The following is a 19,075-nucleotide window of genomic DNA, read 5'->3' as shown; positions in this document are numbered from 1 at the left end:
CCTACAACTCTGTGACTTGCCCCTTGTCGACCAGCCACGATCGGTCGAGGCGAACGTTCTGCAGCATCCGGCGGTCATGCGTCACCAGAAGCAGGGCACCGTCATAGGTCTCCAACGCCTGCTCGAGCTGCTCGATGGCGGGCAGGTCCAGATGGTTCGTCGGCTCATCGAGAACCAGCACATTGGTGCCACACGCCTGTAGCAATGCCAGCCCGGCACGGGTTCGCTCGCCGGGTGACAGGTCGTCGACCGCGCGTTCCACGTGGTCGGCCTTCAGTCCGAACTTCGCGAGCAGAGTGCGAACATCGGCCGTCGGCCAGTCCGGCACGTGCCGCTCGAATCGGTCGATGAGCCGTCCGGTGCCGGTGAAATCAGCTCGGGCCTGGTCGATTTCACCGATGGCGACGTTCGCGCCCATGCTTGCGCGTCCGTCGTCAGGTTGCCGACGGCCGAGGAGCAGCCGCAGCAACGTCGACTTCCCCGCCCCGTTCGGGCCGGTGATACCGATCCGCTCGCCGGCGTTCACCTGCAGCGACACCGGACCGAGTGCGAAATCACCTTGCCGCACAACCGCATTGTCCAGCGTCGCCACCACCGAACTCGACCGCGGCGCCGCCGCGATCGTGAACTGCAGGGTCCACTCCTTGCGAGGCTCCTCAACCTCCTCCAGCCGGGCGATCCGGCTCTCCATCTGGCGCACCTTCTGCGCCTGCTTCTCGCTGGACTCGGATTGCGCCCGTCGCCGGTTCTTGTCGTTGTCGGGCGCCTTGCGCATCGCGTTGCGCACACCCTGGCTCGACCACTCCCGCTGGGTTCGTGCCCGCGCCACGAGATCGGCCTTCTTCTCGGCGAACTCGTCGTATTCTTCCCGGCGGTGCCGGCGAGCGACCTCCCTCTCTTCCAGGTAGCTTTCGTAGCCGCCGCCGTAGACAGTGGTTCTGTTCTGTGCCAGATCCAGTTCCAGGACACGGGTTACCGTGCGGGCCAGGAACTCCCGGTCATGACTGACCAGCACCACCCCGCCGCGGAGGTCGGAGACGATGTTCTCCAGCCGGGCCAGGCCTTCGAGGTCGAGATCATTGGTCGGCTCATCAAGCAGGACGATGTCGAACCTCGACAACATCAGTGCCGCAAGCCCGACCCGTGCCGCCTGCCCGCCCGACAATGCGGTCATCAGGGTGGAATCCGGGCGCACCTCGTCGATGTCGAACCCGAGATCGGCCAGCACCACCGGCATCCGCTCGTCGAGGTCGGCGGCGCCGGTGGCGAGCCAGTGGTCCAGCGCAACGGAGTAGGCGTCGGCGTCGGCTGCCGGGTCCGCCAAGGCTTCGGCTGCGGCTTCCATCGCCAGGGTCGCCTCGGTGCACCCGGTACGCCGCGCGATGTAGGCGGCGACGGTCTCACCCGTTACCCGCTCATGCTCCTGCGGTAGCCACCCGACGAAACCGTCGACCGGAGCGAGGCTCACGACACCGTCCAGCGGCTCGAGCTCTCCGGCGAGGATGCGCAGCAGTGTGCTCTTGCCCGCACCGTTGACTCCCACGACCCCGACGACGTCTCCGGGTGCCACGGTCAGGTCCAGCCCCTCGAACAAGGTGCGGTGGGCGAATCCGCCGGCCACGTTCTTCGCGACAAGCGTTGCGGTCATGGCCTCATCGTCGCATTTGCGGGGACCACTCCCCGAATTGCCGGGTTCGTGACGCACACCACGACTGCAACCTCCACGAAGTATCGACAGCAGTCCACCCGTCGCGTCTTCTGACCTGCCTGTTCACCGGCCGCGAATTCACAGACTCCGGGTCTGACCCCGGAGTGATGCGGATCTCGCCACACCACGGACAACGGGAGGGATGCACGGCGATGTCGGTATGCCCGCTTACCATTCCTGCGGCACACCTTGTCGACGATGACGATCGCAGAAAGCCCGCATGCCGGGGTGAGCCCCCCGCGACCAGGCCCGATCGCTCTGCCAGCGACTCTGGTGGAAAGGACCAGCAGTGAGTTACAACGCCGCAGACATCACCGAACTCGACGATGTCCAGCACACACGCCTGCGGCCGGCGGTGAACCTGGGCCTCGACGTGCTCAACACCGCACTGCGCGAGCTCGTGGACAACGCGGTCGAAGAGGTCGCCGATCCCAGCCACGGCGGATCCACCGTGACGATCACCTTGCACGCCGACGGATCGGTCAGCGTCGCCGACGACGGCCGCGGCCTGCCTGTCGACTCCGACCCGGTGACCGGGAAGAACGGCATCGTCAAGACACTGGGCACCGCGCGGGCCGGCGGCAAGTTCTCCGCCCACGCCGACGCGGCCAGCACGGGGGCCGGCCTGAACGGGATCGGCGCCGCCGCAGCGGTGTTCATCTCGGCGCGCACCGACGTGACGGTGCGCCGGGCCGGAAAGACCTACCTGCAGAGTTTCGGCCACGGCTACCCCGGGGTGTTCGACGGCAAGGACTTTGACCCCGACGCGGAGTTCACCCGCGCCGACACGCAGAAACTGCGCGGCTCCGGCAACCGCAAGCCCGATGCACACGGCACCACTGTGCGCATCCTCTTCGACCCGACCGTGGTGCCGGATTCCAGCGTGGACATCGGTGAGGTACTGCTGCGGGCGCACGCCGCGGCGCGGATGTCGCCCGGGGTGCACCTGACGGTCGTCGACGACGGCTGGCCCGGCGAGGAAGTTCCGCCCGCGTTGCTCGAGCCGTTCAGCGGCCCGTGGGGCACCGAAACCCTGCTGGACCTCATGTGCACCGCCGCCGGCAGTCCGCTGCCCGACGTCCGCGCCGTCGTGGAGGGCCGCGGCGAGTACACCACCGGACGCGGCCCGACCCCGTTCCGCTGGTCGTTGACCGCGGGCCCGGCCGAACCGGCGACCGTGGCCGCGTTCTGCAACACCGTGCGCACCCCGAACGGCGGATCGCACCTGACGGCGGCGGTGAAGGGGCTCTCCGAAGCCCTGGCCGACCGCGCGTCCCGAATCCGCGACCTCGGTCTGGCCAAAGGCGAAGACGGTCCGGAGGCACAGGATTTCGCCGCGGTCACCGCCCTGGCGGTCGACACCCGCGCTCCCGACGTGGCGTGGGATTCCCAAGCCAAGACCGCGGTGTCGTCGCGGTCGCTGAACGTAGCGATGGCCCCGGATGTCGCGCGCAGCGTCACCATCTGGGCAGCCAACCCCGCCAACGGCGACACCGTCTCCCTGTGGACGAAGCTCGCGCTGGAGGCCGCCCGCGCGCGGCGCAGCGCCGAGGGCGCCAAAGCCCGGTCCCGTGCGGCATCGAAAGCCAAAGGGCTGGGCACGAATCTGTCGTTACCACCGAAGCTGCTGCCCAGCCGGGAATCGGGCCGCGGGTCGGGTGCCGAGTTGTTCCTCTGTGAGGGCGATTCCGCACTGGGCACCATCAAAGCGGCGCGCGACGCCACATTCCAGGCCGCCTTCCCACTGAAAGGCAAGCCGCCCAACGTGTACGGCTTCGCTCTGAGCAAGGCACGGGCCAAAGACGAGTTCGATTCGATCGAACGCATCCTGGGCTGCGGAGTGCGTGATCACTGCGACCCCGAGCTGTGCCGCTACGACCGGATCTTGTTCGCTTCCGACGCAGACCCCGACGGCGGCAACATCAACTCCAGCCTGATCTCGATGTTCCTGGACTTCTACCGCCCACTCGTCGAGGCCGGCATGGTGTATGTGACGCTGCCGCCGCTGTTCGTGGTCAAGGACGCTACCGAGCGGATCTACTGTCAGGACGAATCAGAGCGTGACGCTGCCGTGGCCCAGTTGAAGGCCACCTCCAAACGCAAGGTCGAGGTGCAACGCAACAAGGGCCTCGGCGAGATGGACGCCGACGACTTCTGGAATACCGTGCTGGATCCGCAGCGCCGCACCGTGATTCGGGTTCATCTCGACGATGGTGAGAAGAAGCTGCACCACACCTTGTTCGGCGGGCCACCCGAGGGCCGGCGCACGTGGATGGCCGATATCGCCTCCCGCGTCGACACCTCCACGCTGGACTTGACCTAGGAGCACGACGTGACCGCCACCCTGGACGTTCCTGAGCAGAACGCCGACCTGGTGCTCGACCAGAGCGCCGATGACTACTGGAACCACTATCAGCTGACCTTCGCGCTCTACAGCGTCAGCGACCGCGCCATCCCGTCCGCATTCGACGGGCTCAAGCCCGGTCAGCGGCGTCTGCTCTACCAGATGCACGAGTCGAAACTGCTGCCCGGAAACAAGCCGCAGAAATCGTCGAAGATCTGCTCGGCGGTCACCGGCAACCTGCACCCCCACGGCGGGGCGTCGATGTACGGCGCCGCGGCGCTGATGGCCGCCGAGTTCCAGCGGGTGAAAGTCATTGACGGACAAGGCGCGTTCCCCCGTATCCAGGGCGACATACCCGCTGCGGACCGTTACACCGAGATGCGGCTGTCGGCGCCCGGTGCGGCACTGACCGCCGAACTCGACGATCACGCCGTTCCGATGGTCCAGACGTTTGACGGTGAATGGGTCGAGCCGACAATGCTGCCGGCCCAATGGCCCGTGCTGCTCTGCAACGGCGCCGTCGGCATCGCCGAGGGCTGGGCCACCAAGGTGCCCGCACACAATCCGCGGGAGATCATGGCGGCCTGCCGAGCGTTGCTGGCCAGGCCGAACACCACCGACGACACGTTGATGAAGCTCATTCCCGGCCCCGACTGGGGATGCGGCGCCACCGTCGTCGGCGCCAGCGGGCTACGGGAGTACATCACCACCGGCAAGGGCGCGTTCACGGTGCGCGGCACGATTTCTGTCGACGGAAAGAACTGCATCATCACCGAGCTGCCGCCCGGTGTCGCGAGTAACACTGTGCAAGACCGGATCCGGGCCCTGGTCGAGTCCGGCGAGATGTCGGGGGTGGCCGACATGTCCGATCTGACCGACCGCCGCAACGGGCTGCGCATCGTGGTCACCGCCAAGCGCGGACACAGTGCCGAGACGATCCGCGACCAGCTGCTCGCCTTGACCCCACTGGAGTCGACATTCGCCGCCAGCCTGGTCGCGCTCGACGAGGACCGGGTACCGCGCTGGTGGTCGGTGCGGGACCTGATCGGCGCATTCCTGCATCTACGTGACTCGGTGGTGCTGCACCGCAGCGAGTATCGGCTGGAGAAGGTCACCGCACGACGTCATCTGGTGGCCGGCCTGATGAAGATCCACCTCGACATCGACGCTGCCGTGGCGGTGATCCGAGGTTCCGACACCGTCGACGACGCTCGACAGGGGTTGCAGGAGCGGTTCCAGATCGATGAAGAGCAGGCCAATTATGTTCTGGCACTGCAGCTTCGACGACTGACCAAACTCGACGTCATCGAGCTGCAGGCCGAAGCCGACAAGCTGGATGCCGAGTTCGCCCAGCTCACCGAGCTGGTGGCCGATCCCGATGCGCGCCGGAAGGTGATCGACAAGGAGCTCGTGGAGACCGCAAAACTGTTCAAAGGGCCCGAGTTCGACCGTCGCACGGTCCTGGACTTCGATGCCACACCCGTCGCGTCCAGCGCCGATGAAGACGGTCCCCGCGAGCGGAAGGTCAATGCCGCGTGGCGCCTGGACGATCGCGGGGTGTTCTCCGACAGCCACGGCGACCTGCTCACCTCGGGTCTGGGCTGGGCGGTGTGGACCGACGGGCGCGTCAAGTTCACCACCGGCAACGGCCTGCCGTTCAAGATCCGCGATATCCCGGTGGCCCCGGATATCACCGGGCTGCTGCGGTCGGGTGTGCTGGCCGACGGCTACCACCTGGCGCTGGTGACGCGGCGCGGGAAGATCCTGCGCATCGACCCCGCCGCCGTGAATCCTCAGGGTGCGGCCGGCAACGGTGTGGCCGGGGTGAAGCTGGCCGGTGATGGCGACGAGGTGATCGCGGCGCTGCCGATTTCCTGCGCGAACGGCGAGGCCATCCTGTCGATCTCCGAAAAGGGTTGGAAAGTCACCGAAGTCGCCGATATCCCGGTCAAGGGCCGCGGTGGTGCCGGTGTCGGGTTCCACCCGTTCGTCAACGGTGAGGACGCACTGCTGTCGGCGGCGATCTCCGCGACCGGGTTCGTGCGGGGCAAGAGGGGCGTCCGGGCCGAGAATCGGGCCAAGGCTTCGGTCAAGGGTGCCGGGACGGACGTGACACCGGCGCCGTAGCCTGGCGACAACGGCATGAGGGGGCTGCATGGTCAGCGCGGAACCACACATCTACATCACAGTGCCGTCGGTACGGATCTGGGTCAAGAACAACCGTTGGACAGCGGGCGCGGTGGCATTCGTCGCTGCCGCGGTGCTGCTCGCGGCGGTGGTCTTCGTGTTGTCGTGACCTTGTTGTCGTGACGGTCCCGGGAGCCAGAACGGACACAGCACCAGCTGGATAACAGTGCGGCATCGAACTGACACCGGCGCGTGAGGCAACACAAGTCACAGCAGTCACTTTGTTAACATCACGCGGTGCAGGTTTCCCGGCGTGACGCCTTGCGCTACGCCACCGCGGCCTCGCTGGCCGGGCTCGGCGTGGCATCAGCAGGCATGCCCACGGCGTCGGCGGCCGCACCCACACTGATCGACTTCGCCATGCGCCAGATTCCGGCCCGCGATATCCGGGCCGCAGGTCACTCCGGAGTGATCAACTACGTCTCGACATCGCGGCCCGGCTCCTCCATGGGCGCCAAGCCGATCACCCTGCCCTATGCCCGAGAGCTGACCGCCGCCGGTCTGGTGATCGTCAGCAACTACCAATACGGCAAGCCCGGCGGGACCGCGCCGTCGGACTTCACCCGCGGGTACGCGGGCGGCGTCGCCGATGCGCGCACCGCCTGGCAATTGCACACCGCGGCAGGGGGTGGACAGAGCGCACCGATCTTCTTCAGCGTCGACGACGACATCGACCGCAACACCTGGAACGCCGTCGCACTGCCATGGTTCCGCGGAATCAACTCAGTGATCGGGGTGCAGCGCACCGGGATCTACGCGGGTATCAGGCCGTGCCAGTGGGCTGCAGCCGATGGCGTTATCGGCAAGTCGCAATCGCCCGGTCACGTGTGGGCGTGGCAGACCCGCTCTTGGTCCGGCGGTCAGGTCTACCCTGCCGCAGTTCTTTACCAGCGCGTAGTGAGCACAGCGTCGAATCCCGGCCCGGTGGTCGGCGGGCTCGAAGTCGACGTCAACGACGTGCTGGCCCAGGATTGCGGGCAGTGGAACTTCCACCCGTGAGATCGAAAGGTGGGCACCGGGGCTACTTGGCGGCGAGCCTGACGATGGTGTCTCTCGTATCCGTCTCGCGGACGTTCATATTCATGACATAGACGTTGCCGTCGCCGTCGACAGTGATGGCCGATGGGCGCTGAAGGCCCTTGAACGGGAGTTGGACCCAGTCACCTCCGCGAGCCGGCATCCGGGACACCGTGCCGGCCTGCCGGTCGGTGGCATAGAGATTGCCCGCTGCGTCCACCGCCAGGCCGGCCACGTTGTCCGTCACCCCGGCAATCGGCTCGGCCTTCTTCGCGTTCTTCGCGACCTTCACAATCTTGCCGTCCTTGGCTGAGTACAGATTGTCGTCGGCATCGATCACCAAGTGCCCCAAGCCATTTCCGATGTCGACGGGCAGCTCCGTCGGGGCGGTCGCACCGGGAGCGAGCTTCAACAGCTTGTTGCTCTGGTTGTCGGTCACGTAGACCGATCCATCCTTGCCGACTGCCATCTGGCCGTACTTTGTGAGCTTGTCGAAAGGCAGCGGTTCCGAGGTGGTGGCCCCAGGTGCGATCGTCTCGACGACACCACCGAGAGTGACGAACGACAACCGGCTGTCCGGTGCCACCCCGAACGTCGACACGGGGGGATTGCCGCTGGGCTTCATCGGGGTCGGCCGGGCCGCCCCCGGGGTCAACGTCGCGAACCCGCCGGTACCACCCAGGTACAGGACGTTCTTCGCGTCGACGCCCATCTCCCGGTAGTCAAAGGAACTGAACGGAAGCGTGGTCTGCTCACCCGACTGCAACGGCACGTCCGCCACCAGTGCGGTCGGCGCAGATCCCGGCGAACATGCCATCAGGACGCTGCCCACGACCGTGGCGACCACTCCGAAGACGAATCCTGTTCGCGGACGCAGTGTCACCTTTTCCATCCCCACGGCTCGGATCCTAGGCTGGCTCATCCCGGGGAGGTGCTTTCCACGCCGTCTCCCTCTTCCCAGCCTCGACTCAGGTCGCCGATCGTCTGGGTGGCCGATTAGGCTGGGGCGACCGGCGGGCGCAGAGTCCATTCCAGCTGCCCAGGTTCTGAATCATTTGGAGGACTTATGCGGAGGCGGCTGTCGAAGCCGGCTATGACGAGCATGGCAATCGCCAGCGTGGCGATGCTCGTCAATGGTTGTGCGGCACAGGTCTGGGGCATGCCATCAGCTCACAGCGTCCCCCAGGCACCGGCTATCGCCCCGCAGCCCCCGTTGGCGCCACTGGACGAGCTCGATGCCCAGCCCACCACGCCATTCGACGGGCTCGAGGCCCGCACCCGTCAAGCCACCGCCGACGCGTCCAAGTCCGGGGCCGACGTCGAGATCGTCGTGCTGGACCGCAACTCCGGCCGGGTCATCTCCAACGGCGCCAACCAACCCTTCCCGATCGCCTCGGTGGTGAAGCTGTTCATCGCCGACGACCTGCTGCTGCAGGAATCGAAGGGCGAGACGAAACTGACTGCTGCCGACCGCAAGTCGCTCGACATCATGCTGCGCTCCTCCGACGACAGCGCGGCCCAGACATTCTGGGACCGCAGCGGAGGAAACGCCGTCATCTCACGCATCGTGGCGCGGTACGGGTTGAAGGGCACCACCGCGCCGTACAACGGACACTGGGACGTCACGCAGAGCACCGCAAGCGACCTGGTCCGTTACTACGACATGCTGTTGGACGGCAGCGGCGGGCTGCCCCCCGAACAGGCCGACGTGATCATGACCAACCTCGCGCAATCCACACCGATGGGAACCGACGGTTACCCGCAGCGCTTCGGCATCCCGGACGGGCTCTACGCCGAGCCGGTCGCGGTCAAGCAGGGCTGGTTCTGCTGCTGGAGCGGCGCCAACCAGCTACACGTGTCCACCGGCACGATCGGACCCGAACGCCGCTACGTGATGGTGATCAGCTCCCTGGAACCCGGTGACGCCTCCGACGCTCGCGACACCGTCACTCAGGCCGTCAAGACGATGTTCCCCGGCGGGCACGTCTAACGCCGGTTAGTGGCGAGGCGTCGTGGTGATGTGCACGTGGTCGTAGTGGCCGTAACCCGATGCCTGTGGGCCGGATGGCGTGTAATAGGTGCCCCGCCAGATCACATCCTGTAACCCGAATCGGGCCGCGTTACTCATCGCGAACGCGAGGATCTCGTCTCCGAGCGCGATGCCCTCGGGGCTGCTGGGATTGGGAATCATGATGTCGATCGCCAGACCGCTGGGATGCCAGGGCTTCGAGTCCGGCCGCACCCCATCGATGTCGGCGATCTGGGGAAACCTCGCGCTGACAGCCCGCGCAGCCACGATGGTGTTGGCCTGTAACCCGGCCTCAGACGCGACGCCGACAGGTAACGACTCCGGGAGATCGACGGGCGGGGCCGCGGCCGCGTTGTCGATCACCGCCCGCTGACCTGGAGTCAACGCCGCGTACTGCGCCTCCGCGGCGGCGATCTGACGCTGCAGTTCACCCCATTTCGCCTGCAGGTCTGTACGCACCGCGGCAGACCGCTCGGCTGCGGCGCGGGCCTCGGCGGCCGACGCCTCAGAGGCCCGGACAGCGGCGGCGGCGCGCTCACGTCCTGCTTGAAAGGCCTTCATCTGTTCGGTCGCCTCGGTGGCCACCACCCGCCGTAGTGACAGGTGGCCGATCAGCTGTTGGGGTGAGCCAGCGGTGAGCACCGCCGCCATTTGACCGGTGCCACCGCTCATGTACGTCATGGCCGCCACCCGGTTGGCAGCCGCCTGATGGGGCTGTAGCTGGGCGTTGGCGACCTCGAGGGCCTGCATGTCTGCGCGGTGGCGATCTTCGGCCGCAGTCTGGGCGGCCAGCCTGGCATCGGCGTCGCGTTGGGCCGTTGTGACGGCCTCGCGGGTCTGCACCGCCTGCCGCGACAACTCGTTGAGCGTGGACATCGCGTCGGCCGCGGGGTCCGCGTTCACGTCGCCCATCGACATCGCCAACGCCAACGCCAGTACCGCGGCTACCGAACCGTACGCCGCTCGCCGAAGTGAATGGCGAACCCCGGTCATTCGGATTGTCACGGTCCTTCGCTGCGGGGACCGATCGTGGTCCGGCTACGTATGTCCCGGACAGGCTACGAACTGGCACCGGCGATGTCTACCCGCGCGACGTCAGGCAGCCCAGAGCCGAGTTGGTCAGATCAGGTAGTCCGCACCGCCGACATAGGTCATGTCGTGATGGTCGGAATCCAACGCCGCTCGGGCGATTGCGGCGGCGAACTCATCGACGGTCGGAAGTACCGCCTGGTTGCGGCGGGCGTCGACGGCGGCGGGGTCGCGCCGTTGCAGCAACCGGACGATGATGGTCCCGTCGATCATGTCGCCGGACACGACCTTGAGCGCAATCCCGCGTTCGGCCAGAGCAGGTTTCGCTGCGAGCAGCGCGTCCTCGCCGGCACGTTTGCTTTGCGCGATGGGTTCGTAGCCTTCGGGCACCGGTTTGGCCGGGTAGAAGTGCGCTTGATGACTGGTGACGAAGACAATCCGCGCCCCCGCCGGCATCAACGGAAGGGCCAGCGTGGCCAGACGCAGTTGCGCATCGCGGTTGAGGCGCATGGCGTATCCCGGGTCAGCTCCGCGCTCCAGACCGCCGGAGGCGTTGAGTACCAACACATCGAGCGTGCCGAATCGCTCACCGACATCAGCCAGGAGCGCCTTGACTGCGGTTTCGTCGGAAACGTCGGCACCGGCCGCCGACGCGTGTCCCCCGGCCATCCGAATGGCGTCGACCACAGTGTTGGCCCGCGCGGCTTTCTCGCGGTAGTTGACCAGGACATGCAGGCCTGCCGCACCGAGTATTCGGGCCACCTCGGCGCCGATTCCGCGGGAGGCCCCCGTGATCAGCGCGACCCGGTTCGCAACCTCATCGCCCGCGTCCAATCCTGCACCTCGTCGGTTCACCGAGCCCTCCTCGTACCTACCCCGAACCTTAGACTTTGCTTATTTTAATCTTATTTTTCTTAATTTCGTGTTAGCGTCAACCCCATCACTCAGTTCGACACGCAGGGGAGGCGTGCGCGACATGGCTGACCACTCTGTTGTTCTCGGCGCGGGTATCGCCGGCCTGCTGGCTGCGGCTGCGCTCGCCGACACCGGTCACGACGTGACAGTCGTCGAACGAGACCGCCTGCCGGACAACCCTTCTCAGCGCCGCGGCATACCGCAGGGACCTCACCTCCACAGCCTGCTGTCCCGGGGCTGGCACACCATCGAGACGCTGGTCCCGGGACTGATCGATGACGTGATCACCGCCGGCGGCCACGTTCTCGCCGACGCCCGCCTGGGTGCGCGCATGCACATCCAGAACGGCCCGTACGCCTTCAACCGCACCGACCCAGTGGCAGATCCAGCCGCCCTCGCCACCTACCTGGTGACACGACCTCTATTGGAATGTGCCCTGCGCCGTAGGGTCGCCGCCCTTCCCAACGTCGTCATCAAAGATGGTCACGATATCGGCGAACTCGTCGCGGGTGAACCGGATCGCATCACCGGTGTCACCATCAGCGACCGGCGGACAGGCGCGACGCAGACGCTCGACGCCGACTTGGTCATCGACGCCACCGGGCGGGCGACCCGCACACCCCTGCTGTTGGAGACGCTCGGCTACGACCGGCCACCGCAGCGGTCGTTCACGGTGCGCGGCGTGTACTACAGCCAACAGATCGCCATCCCCGATCAGGACGCCTTCCCTGAACGGCTTGTCCTGGTCGTCCCGCCCGGCAGCGTCGGCCGCGGTGGCCTGGCCGCCGGCGAACACGGCACCTGGACGTTGACTATCGCAACGCACGCAGACGAGCACCCGGCACCACCCACAACGTTGGCCGACATGCTCGCCCTCGCCGAGAAGTTCGTGCCATCGCACATCCATCCGGCATTGCGCCAGGCCGTGCCGCTGTCAGATGTCGAGGTCTACCGCTACCCCGGTGGCACTTGGCACCGCTATGACCGCTGCGCCCAGCACCCCGACGGCCTGCTCGTCATTGGCGACGCTCTCTGCTGCCTGGACCCCATCCACGGGCAAGGGATCACCATGGCGGCGCGACACGCCCAAATGCTGCGCACCCGTCTCCGTGAGCGCAGAAGCGTTGATCCGCAACGGTTCTACCAGTCACTGACGCAGATGATCGCCCCCGTATGGGCCGGCAATCAGCCTCCCGGGCACAGCTCCGACCGCGGTGTGAAGGACAAGGTCCGCCGGCGTGCTGTCCAGTGGATTCTCCGCAAGACGTTGGAAGCCGCCAACGACATCGTCATCACCGAGCGACTCGTCCGGATCGTGAACATGGTCGATCCACCGCAGCGTCTCCTCGAACCCCGTGTACTCGCCCGCATCGCCGCCTACCACCTCCGCAAGGCTTTGCCCTCGTCAGCGCGTGCTTGAGGACGAAAACCCATGCTTGACACGCCACATCGCAACACCCCGTTCGTGTCGTTGCCGTCGCGGTGGGTCTCGGAGAATCTCAGCTGTTGACACCGGTCCCGGTGACGTCGAAGTGGGTTCCGCGTCAACGGGTCCAGCGTCCGGGGGGCGGCTCGGGCGCCGTGTATGCGGGCAGTGGCAACGGTTCGTCGAGGACGAACGCGCGGAGCAAACGGATATACGCCGCCGGCTGGTCGAACGGAACGGCGTGCCCGGCGTCGGGGAAGTAGACGAGCGTGGAGCGGGGCAGCACGTCGCGGTACTCGCGGGTGACGGCCCAGCGGATGAAGTCGCATTGCGGGGCGATGACGAGTGAACGAACCTCGACGTTGCGCAGTTGCGGTCGTGGATCCGGGATCTTGTCGAAATCGGCTTTGGTGAGCTGATTGACGTAGAAACCCTGGGGGTTCTCGTGTGGCGGCGCGGTCACCGTGTGAGTGCATGAAGTGGCGTCGCGGCCGGCCAGAGCGACGGCGTGCATCCACGAGTCGGCCTCCGAATCGGGCACCAGCGCGTGGGCGGCATTCGCGTTGACCGCCATCAGCAGCGCCTGCGCAAACATCCGCGGGCTGCTGGTCAGCTCGTCGTAACGCGACTGCTGATCCGTCGTCATGTCGTCCCAGGGTTCGCCGACGTCCCTCTCGGCATATCCGCCGCCCCAGATCGCGCCCGGGGCCACAAACACCGCCTTCGCGACCCGGTCGGGATGCGCGGCCAGGTATTGCGCGGCAAGGGAGCCTCCCCACGACCGACCGACGAGGATGAGCTGTTCGGCCCCGATGGTGCGACGGATCGCCTCGAGGTCCGCGACCTGACGCTCCACCGTGTACCCGGTCACGTCGGCCAACCGGTTCGACCGGCCCGCGCCGAGTTGGTCGTACGCGTACACGTCGAACCCGTCTGCGGCGAGTTCGGCTCCTCCGGTGGGGATGCCCTCACCCGGTGTACCTGGACCGCCGTGCAGGAAGATCACCGGCGCGGCCCGATGTGGCGAACCGGTCGCCGCGGGCGCGTGAACAAAGGCGGCCCGGGTGCCGGTGGACAGTTCCCAGAACCGAACGTCCGCCGGCACTGGAGCGGCACTCTGCACCGGGAACGGTTGTAGCACAGTCATACTCGCCCCCACCAGCGTCAACAGGGTGACCGCCACTGCCGTCCCCGTCGCACCGGCGAGCGGGTGTGCGGCCCGCACGATGCGGAATCCGGCGATAGCAGTGCCGAATACCACGGCGGCGAAGACGGCCAACCCAACGACCAGAAACACTCCTGGTGTGGTGATCAGCGCGGCCATCCCCAGCGTTGCCGCGACCCCTGCCGCTGCCGCGACGACAACACCGGCCAACATGACCAACACTCCGACGAACACCCGTCGCCAACGCTGCCGCACCGCGTTCACCATTCCTCGCCGCACCCGGTTGATACCCACGCAGGAGGCTCACCATAGCGAGGTCGAGGTAGCCGGGACATCGGGGAAACCCCCTGAATTTCGCCACCGAGTCGTCTGGGTACGGAGCCGGTCGCGGGCGTGCTCCGGTCTGGACAGCCATCCAACTGCCAGCGGAGCTACGGCAGATGGTTGGGCTGGGTGGGCACTTCGTCAGCGACGCTGACTACGTTGCGCGGGTTCGCCGCCACAAACCGTCGTCCCTGGTGCCGATCATCGCTCAGGTTGGCGCTGGGTCGAACTCAACATCGAGCCCGAGTGTCTTGGCTACAGCAGCAAGATGTCTGCGACGGAGGCGGTTTTGACGAATGCGCGCGCCGCGGCGGCCAGTTCGGTATCCACGGTGACCAGCGCGTCGGCCTGCAGTTGGGTCAGCGCGATGTACTCGACTTGGTGTATGTCCGGCCAGTTCATTTTGCTGGCGAGCCGCCACGAGTGGTCCTCCAGTGAGCGGTCGCTGAGGAACCGGATCCGCAAACCACGGATATCGTCGATAACTTTTCGTCCAGCGCGTTCGTCTATCTCATTGCGGCGCACCGCTTCATACACCAGCGCCAGTACCTGCGAGCGCAGCAGCGTGGGTGCGGTCAAGCTGTGCTGCTGGGGGATAACGGCGTTATCGGTGGCGAGTTTGATGGCCACCGGTGCATCGATGACGAATGTGGACATCCCCGTACCTTCAGAAAGTTCACCGCTGTTGTGCAGGCTGACTTGCAGCCGCACCCGTACGCGATCGCCGTCGTCGATGCCTTCGGGGCGGCGCAGGGCGATCTTCAGCGGGACCAGGTACACGCCGTCCTTGGGGATCAGTGATGTGGTGACCTCGGTGTCATTGATGCTCACCTGCGCGGGGATGACTCCCCAACCGTAGGTCAATTCGCCGGAGTGAACGTGCAAGAACTCATTGATATGGGCGGGTGTGGCGACGAAGAAATACGGTGCGGGGCCGCGCCACTGGAATACCTCGGTCTCAAACTCCCAGTCCACGGTCCCACACTAAGACCACTGCATTTCGGCGTGCGCGAAACCGCGGGAGCCCATTCTGGCGGAGCGGTCGAACACGTCGCTGCGAAATTCAGATGCTGTTCGCTTTCGGCCGCCGGTAGAGTCACCCGCGTCGCGGGGGGCGAAAAATGGAATGCAGTCTGGCATTACTTGTATCTGCGGCCTGCACGATGACTGTGCCGAAACGATGACCTCTGATTCGTTGGTGCAGGAGCACGCGTCGGGGCGCACGCCAGGCGCCGTCGATGATCTTGACCGGACGGTCGACTGGCGGCGCCTCGTGGGGGCGGGCCGCGGGGCTGCAGGGGTAGCCCTGACTGCGATGGTTTTGGGCGCCGTCCTTGCGGCGTTGAGCACCGTTGTCAGTGGTCAACTCGCCGCGAATCCGTTGTGGTCGACGGTCGCTCTTCTGGCCGGTTGTCTGCTCTGCAGCGCCGTTGTCGACTCCGCAGGTCGGACTGTCTGGGCGGCGATGGCTGATCGTGCTGAAGGCAGGCTACGCGCAGACCTTCTGACTGCCGCGTTGCGCCAGCCACTGGCGGTGCTGTCCGAGCAGGCCGTCGGCGAGATCATCGATCGCGTTGATGACGACGCTGCAGCCGTCGGAGGGCTTGCCCGCCACCAGGCCTGGGATGCGTTGCGCACCTTGACCTACACGGTGCCCATGTGGATCGTTGCGGGCCTGACGTGGTGGCCGGCGTGGATCATTTTCCCGGTGGTAGCCCCGCTCACGGTGCTGATCGTCCGCCCGCTCCTGCAGGAGTTGAAGGACCGAAAAGTCGAGGAGGAGGCTGCCTGGACCGAGCACGCTGCCGTGGTCGAAGAGGCCATCGCAGCGCGAGATGACCTGCGCACCAGCCTGGGCCAGGCCTACGTCCTGCGGCGCGCGGCGGAGCTGTCGGGCATCATCCAACGGAGGTTCCGCGCGGCCGTGGCGGTGGAGTCCCGGATCACCATTCGTGCCGGCGGCCTATTGCAGGCACTACTGGCTGGTGTCCTGCTGGCCGGTGTCGCGCTGGTAAGCCACAGTCGCTTGGGTGTTGCTGAGTTAGTGACCCTGGTCCTGGTGAGTGCAACACTGGTCGGCGAGATCGCCGGGCTCGCTCGACAACTGCCCGACCTGCAGGCCAGCATGGGCGCGGTCATCCGGCTGCGGCAGTTTCTGGCCGTCGAATCCGAACCTGTCGGCGGTGAGTCCGTTCCGGACGGGCCCATAGACATCGTGTTCGACAACCTGGACTTTGCCTACGCAGAAGGCACTTTCGCACTCAATGACATCCAGCTTCGCATCGACGCCGGCACCACCTGCGGCATCGTCGGGCGCACCGGCTCAGGCAAATCAACGCTCGCATCGCTGGTGTCGCGCGCGGTCGAGCCGAAACCCGGCACGTTGTACTTCGGCGGGACAGACATCTGCGATCTGGACCTACACGGTCTGCGTTCTGCGGTCGGGGTGGTGACCCAGCGCACCGAGATCATGGCCGGAACCTTGGCCGACAACATTGCGCTGTTCGCCGACCTTCCCCGTTCACGCGTGGAAGCGGCGATCACCGAACTGGACCTCACGGACTGGGTGCACAGCCTGCCCCACGGCCTGGACACGAAATTGGGGCCGGGCGGCACGACATTGTCGGCAGGGGAGGAGCAACTCGTCGCGTTCACGCGGCTGCTGGTCCGAGATGTTCGCGTAGTCATCTTGGACGAGGCGACCGCGCGGATGGATCCTCTCTCGGAGACACGCATGGTGCGGGCCGCCGGCCGTCTGCTTGCTCGGCGCACCGGAATTGTGATCGCGCACCGGCTTTCGACCGTCGCCCGGGCCGATCAGATCGTGGTTCTCGACCACGGCCGCATCTTCGATCAGGGCACACCGTCGGAACTGGAGTTGCGACCGGGCCCGTTCCGGCGGCTGCTCGATGCATCCGGGGCCGAGACGGACTCAGTCGAACCACCGCCGGCGGCCAGTGAGGATGACACGGCCGTCGGCGGCGCCCGCCGCCCAGGCAGCCCGGTCACACAGGCCGACGTGGGCTCCGGGCCGAGCCTGGCTCGCGGCATCGCGCGGGCGGTAATGATGCACCCGCGCTGGGGACTGTTCGGCAGTGTGCTGTTCCTGCTGACATGGCTGGTCGGCAACTCCGCCAACGCCGTTACCGGCTACCTCTGGGGCCACGTCATCCAAACCCTGAATAGCGGCAACACGCCGGTCCTGCTCACGCTCGCCACCGGAATCACCATCGTGGCGCAGCCCTTCCTGTTGGCCTGGGCGGTCCGCTGCTACTCACCGTGGTGGAGCGCGTGCGTGCTACGGATCCGGATGGCCGTGCTCGCTGCCCAAACTCAGCAGCATCGACTACCCCGCACACCACCGGGCGAAGTGGTGGCCCGGCTGCTGGATGCCGACCGATTCCTTCGCTACGCAGACCGCTGGAACGAGGTCATCAGCGCCGTGCTGATCGTGATCATCACCTCGCTGCTCAGCGGAACCATCATTGCCGGCGCCATCCTGCTGGCCGTGATGATCGCCGCCGCCGTCACATCGGTGGCCGGCCGCTCGATCGCCGGCCGGTCCGCCGCAGCGGCCTCGGCGTCGCGAGCCGCATTCGGCACAGCCCTAGTCGCGACATTGGAGTGCGTGCGCACCATCAAGCTCGCCGCAGCCACCGACGACGTACACGCACACCTCACCCGCGTCGACAGCGGGCGTGTTGACGCTGCCGTACGTGAGCACCGGGTGGGATCAATCCTGGCCCTGGTGCCGGTGGTCACCGTGCAACTAGGCGTCCTTGCCGCCTGGACGGTGTACCTGCTCGGCGGCTGGAGCCTGGCTTCCGCGCTCCTAGTTTCGGGTGCGGTTTTAGGATTTGACTACTTCGGCAGTGTCGTCGCCGCCGCGGTCACCGAGGCACCCGGGACGCGGGCATGGCAACAGGCGACGACCCGCTTCGCCGGCGGCACCGATCTGATGGACATCCCACCGGGCATCGACCTGGTCGTCGGTACCGCCCGGCCTCCAGCTGAGCCTTTCCGAATCCCGTTGCAGCGCCTAGAACTTTCCGGAGTCTCAGCGATCCACGACGACGGGACCCGCGGTGTCACCGGCGTCGACCTGACGATCGAAGCCGGCGAGTTGGTACTGCTGCTCGGCCAGATCGGATCCGGCAAATCCAGCTTGCTGGCGGCACTTTGCGGACTGGCAGACCACACCGGCGATATCCGTTGGAACGGTGAGCCCATTTGCGATGCTCAGGTCTTCCTACGCCCCGAACAGGTCGCCTATGTCGCCCAGGTACCGCGGGTACTGTCGGGGAGTTTCGCCGACAACGTCCGCCTCGACCACGACCGCGCGATCAACGAGGCGATCGACAAGGCCTGTCTGGCAGATGATATCGAGGAGGCCGGCGGCATCAATGTGCTCATCGGCCATCGCGGCGTGCGCCTGTCCGGCGGGCAAGCGCAGCGGCTGGCACTGGCCCGAGCACTGGCGACCGAGTCGGAACTCCTTCTCGCCGACGATATTTCCAGCGCCCTGGACGCGACCACCGAAGTGCAGCTGTGGGCCAGTCTGCGCGCCCACCGCACCACGGTCATCGGGGCAACATCCAAGCGAGCCGCCCTGGCCCACGCCGACCGAGTAGTGATTCTGGTCAACGGCCAAATCAAGGCGACAGGACCATGGGCAGACCTCGCCAAGTCATGGGATCATCTCGCGGGATAGCGGAGCACCCCAAATTCTGGCTCACAGGTCATCAACCCACTAGGCGGCGACCAGGCCTAGGTTGTGCTTTCTCCGGGCGGGTCAACGACTTGCTGGGTTTGCTGCTTTTGCGCCTCTGGCGCGCCGGGCGTTGCTACTGGGGGTGCAGGTGCTGGTATCACGAGTTCTGCTAGTAGTTCGGCCCGTTTGATTCTGGCGCGTAGGCTCCAGCCCTCTGCAG

The 19,075-nt window shown here is 66.4% G+C and carries 13 protein-coding genes; 7 read left to right on the top strand and 6 right to left on the bottom strand.

Annotated features, from left to right (window positions below):
• Window position 1 precedes the first annotated feature (1 nt).
• The gene (gene abc-f, locus ACWEFV_RS16895) at window positions 2-1,648 is read right to left on the bottom strand and encodes a ribosomal protection-like ABC-F family protein (protein WP_450071001.1); all 1,647 of its coding nucleotides are present in this window, start codon (window positions 1,646-1,648) and stop codon (window positions 2-4) included.
• Between the two features lie 349 nt (window positions 1,649-1,997).
• On the opposite strand from abc-f, the gene ACWEFV_RS16890 reads away from it, so the two are divergent.
• The 4 genes from ACWEFV_RS16890 (at window position 1,998) to ACWEFV_RS16875 (ending at window position 7,238) form a co-directional block, all read left to right on the top strand.
• A complete protein-coding gene (locus tag ACWEFV_RS16890; RefSeq protein WP_135459637.1) occupies window positions 1,998-4,031 on the top strand; it encodes a toprim domain-containing protein in 2,034 nt (677 codons plus the stop codon).
• A gap of 9 nt (window positions 4,032-4,040) precedes the next feature.
• Entirely contained in the window at window positions 4,041-6,179 is a 2,139-nt protein-coding gene (locus ACWEFV_RS16885) for a DNA gyrase subunit A (RefSeq protein ID WP_450071000.1), read from the top strand.
• A gap of 28 nt (window positions 6,180-6,207) precedes the next feature.
• A complete protein-coding gene (locus ACWEFV_RS16880) occupies window positions 6,208-6,348 on the top strand; it encodes a hypothetical protein (protein ID WP_167858049.1) in 141 nt (46 codons plus the stop codon).
• Between the two features lie 128 nt (window positions 6,349-6,476).
• Entirely contained in the window at window positions 6,477-7,238 is a 762-nt protein-coding gene (locus ACWEFV_RS16875) for a DUF1906 domain-containing protein (protein WP_135459639.1), read from the top strand.
• Window positions 7,239-7,260: 22 nt separating this feature from the next.
• Here ACWEFV_RS16875 and ACWEFV_RS16870 read toward each other — a convergent pair whose 3' ends face one another.
• On the bottom strand, window positions 7,261-8,154 hold the full coding sequence (locus tag ACWEFV_RS16870) for a hypothetical protein (protein ID WP_450070999.1): 894 nt from the start codon (window positions 8,152-8,154) through the stop codon (window positions 7,261-7,263).
• A gap of 168 nt (window positions 8,155-8,322) precedes the next feature.
• Between ACWEFV_RS16870 and ACWEFV_RS16865 the strand changes: the two genes are divergently transcribed.
• Window positions 8,323-9,246: a serine hydrolase gene (locus tag ACWEFV_RS16865; RefSeq protein ID WP_450070998.1), complete on the top strand. Its 924-nt coding sequence runs from the start codon at window positions 8,323-8,325 to the stop codon at window positions 9,244-9,246.
• 6 nt (window positions 9,247-9,252) lie between these two features.
• On the opposite strand, the gene ACWEFV_RS16860 is transcribed toward ACWEFV_RS16865, so the two are convergent.
• On the bottom strand, window positions 9,253-10,278 hold the full coding sequence (locus ACWEFV_RS16860) for a glycoside hydrolase (protein WP_450070997.1): 1,026 nt from the start codon (window positions 10,276-10,278) through the stop codon (window positions 9,253-9,255).
• Between the two features lie 126 nt (window positions 10,279-10,404).
• Complete coding sequence (locus ACWEFV_RS16855) at window positions 10,405-11,169, bottom strand: SDR family oxidoreductase (RefSeq protein ID WP_450070996.1); 765 nt, start codon at window positions 11,167-11,169, stop codon at window positions 10,405-10,407.
• A gap of 121 nt (window positions 11,170-11,290) precedes the next feature.
• On the opposite strand from ACWEFV_RS16855, the gene ACWEFV_RS16850 reads away from it, so the two are divergent.
• Complete coding sequence (locus ACWEFV_RS16850; protein ID WP_450070995.1) at window positions 11,291-12,649, top strand: NAD(P)/FAD-dependent oxidoreductase; 1,359 nt, start codon at window positions 11,291-11,293, stop codon at window positions 12,647-12,649.
• 124 nt (window positions 12,650-12,773) lie between these two features.
• Here the strand turns inward: ACWEFV_RS16850 and ACWEFV_RS16845 are convergent, their stop codons facing one another.
• Both ACWEFV_RS16845 and ACWEFV_RS16840 read right to left on the bottom strand, forming a co-directional pair.
• Window positions 12,774-14,114: an alpha/beta fold hydrolase gene (locus ACWEFV_RS16845; protein WP_450070994.1), complete on the bottom strand. Its 1,341-nt coding sequence runs from the start codon at window positions 14,112-14,114 to the stop codon at window positions 12,774-12,776.
• 285 nt (window positions 14,115-14,399) lie between these two features.
• Entirely contained in the window at window positions 14,400-15,119 is a 720-nt protein-coding gene (locus tag ACWEFV_RS16840; RefSeq protein ID WP_450070993.1) for a DUF1905 domain-containing protein, read from the bottom strand.
• Window positions 15,120-15,324: 205 nt separating this feature from the next.
• On the opposite strand from ACWEFV_RS16840, the gene ACWEFV_RS16835 reads away from it, so the two are divergent.
• Window positions 15,325-18,855, top strand: coding sequence for an ATP-binding cassette domain-containing protein (locus ACWEFV_RS16835; RefSeq protein ID WP_450070992.1), 3,531 nt, complete (start codon window positions 15,325-15,327; stop codon window positions 18,853-18,855).
• Window positions 18,856-19,075 lie beyond the last annotated feature (220 nt).

This window comes from Mycobacterium sp. NPDC004974 (assembly GCF_053600815.1).
Note: the sequence above shows the minus strand (reverse complement) of the source record. Positions and strands in the feature narration are given on the sequence as shown.

What these genes read in the sequence shown, in the direction of transcription:
- ACWEFV_RS16865 (WP_450070998.1), top strand. Translation starts at nt 8,323, where the DNA reads ATGCGGAGGCGGCTGTCGAAGCCGGCTATGACGAGCATGGCAATCGCC.
- ACWEFV_RS16880 (WP_167858049.1), top strand. Translation starts at nt 6,208, where the DNA reads ATGGTCAGCGCGGAACCACACATCTACATCACAGTGCCGTCGGTACGG.
- abc-f (WP_450071001.1), bottom strand. Translation starts at nt 1,648, where the DNA reads ATGACCGCAACGCTTGTCGCGAAGAACGTGGCCGGCGGATTCGCCCAC.
- ACWEFV_RS16860 (WP_450070997.1), bottom strand. Translation starts at nt 10,278, where the DNA reads ATGACCGGGGTTCGCCATTCACTTCGGCGAGCGGCGTACGGTTCGGTA.
- ACWEFV_RS16850 (WP_450070995.1), top strand. Translation starts at nt 11,291, where the DNA reads ATGGCTGACCACTCTGTTGTTCTCGGCGCGGGTATCGCCGGCCTGCTG.
- ACWEFV_RS16835 (WP_450070992.1), top strand. Translation starts at nt 15,325, where the DNA reads ATGACCTCTGATTCGTTGGTGCAGGAGCACGCGTCGGGGCGCACGCCA.